The sequence below is a fragment of the Streptomyces silvisoli genome (assembly GCF_029269905.1).
GTDB lineage: Bacteria > Actinomycetota > Actinomycetes > Streptomycetales > Streptomycetaceae > Streptantibioticus_A > Streptantibioticus_A silvisoli_A.
Genome location: NZ_JARJBC010000068.1, coordinates 1 through 1,126, shown reverse-complemented (window position 1 = coordinate 1,126; position 1,126 = coordinate 1). Strand labels below are relative to the sequence as shown.

The following is a 1,126-nucleotide window of genomic DNA, read 5'->3' as shown; positions in this document are numbered from 1 at the left end:
GATGGTGTCCCGCTGGTTGGTGAAGCCGATCAAGTAGCCGTCGCGTTGGTGGTGTTGGGTAGCGCGGGGGCGCTGTCAGGGAGCTCGGCGGTGTAGATGCCCATGCTGCCTTCGGGCAGGTAGCGGCGGGGGAAAGCGATCCACTCGTCGTGCAGCTCGAAGAGCACGGCGGTGACCAGCCGCAGGAGCGCGTCGTCGTTGGGGAAGACCTGCACGACGTCGACCCGTCTCTTGATCTCCCGGTTGATCCGCTCCAGCGGGTTCGTGGAGGCGATCTTCTTCCAATGTCGCTCGGGGAAGTCCGCGAAGGCGGTGAGGTCGTCCTTGGCCTCCAGCAACATGGCCTTGACCTTGGGGAACTGGGCTCCGAGCAGGTCAGCGACGGTGTCGACCTGGGTGCGCACGGCCTCGGTGGTGGGCTGGGCGAAGATGGTGCGGATGGTGGCGGCCACCATCTCGCCCGCATCCTTGCTGATCACCGCGAAGACGTTGCGCAGAAAATGAACCCGGCACCTTTGATACGCGGCGCCGATCATCACCTTGCGGATCGCCTTGACCAGGCCCGAGTGGTGGTCGCCGATCACCAGACGCACACCCGTGAGGCCCCGTTCGCGCAGCGAGCGCAGGAACTCGGTCCAGGAGGCCTCGCTCTCGCTGTCGCCGACCATCACTCCCAGTACCTCGCGCCCGCCCTCCTCGGTGATCCCGGTGGCTATGACCACTGCGCGCGAGACGATCTGGTGGTTGACCCGCGCTTTGCAGTAAGTGGCGTCCAGGTACATGTAGGGGAAGCGGACGTGGTCCAGTGGCCGGGAGCGGAAGACGGCCAGCTCCTGGTCCAACTCCCCGCAGATCCGCGAGACCTCCGACTTGGAGATGCCGGAGTCAGCTCCCAAGGCCTTGACCAGGTCGTCGACCGCGCGGGTGGAGACGCCGTGGACGTAGGCCTCCATGACAACCGCGTACAGGGCCCGATCGATGCGGCGCCGTCGCTCCAACAGGCTGGGGAAGAAGCTGCCCGAGCGCAGCTTGGGGATGGCCAGCTCCAGGTCGCCGGCCTGCGTCTCGAATGTCTTGTCGCGGTGTCCGCTGCGGTAGTTGGTGCGCGCATGGGTGTGCTCGTTCC

The 1,126-nt window shown here is 66.2% G+C and carries 1 protein-coding gene; it reads right to left on the bottom strand.

Annotated elements, in window-relative coordinates; all coding sequences use genetic code 11:
- Positions 1–29: 29 nt before the first annotated feature.
- The coding region (locus tag P3G67_RS35720; protein ID WP_276097234.1) for an IS256 family transposase at positions 30–1,126 on the bottom strand (1,097 nt) is incomplete at its 5' end.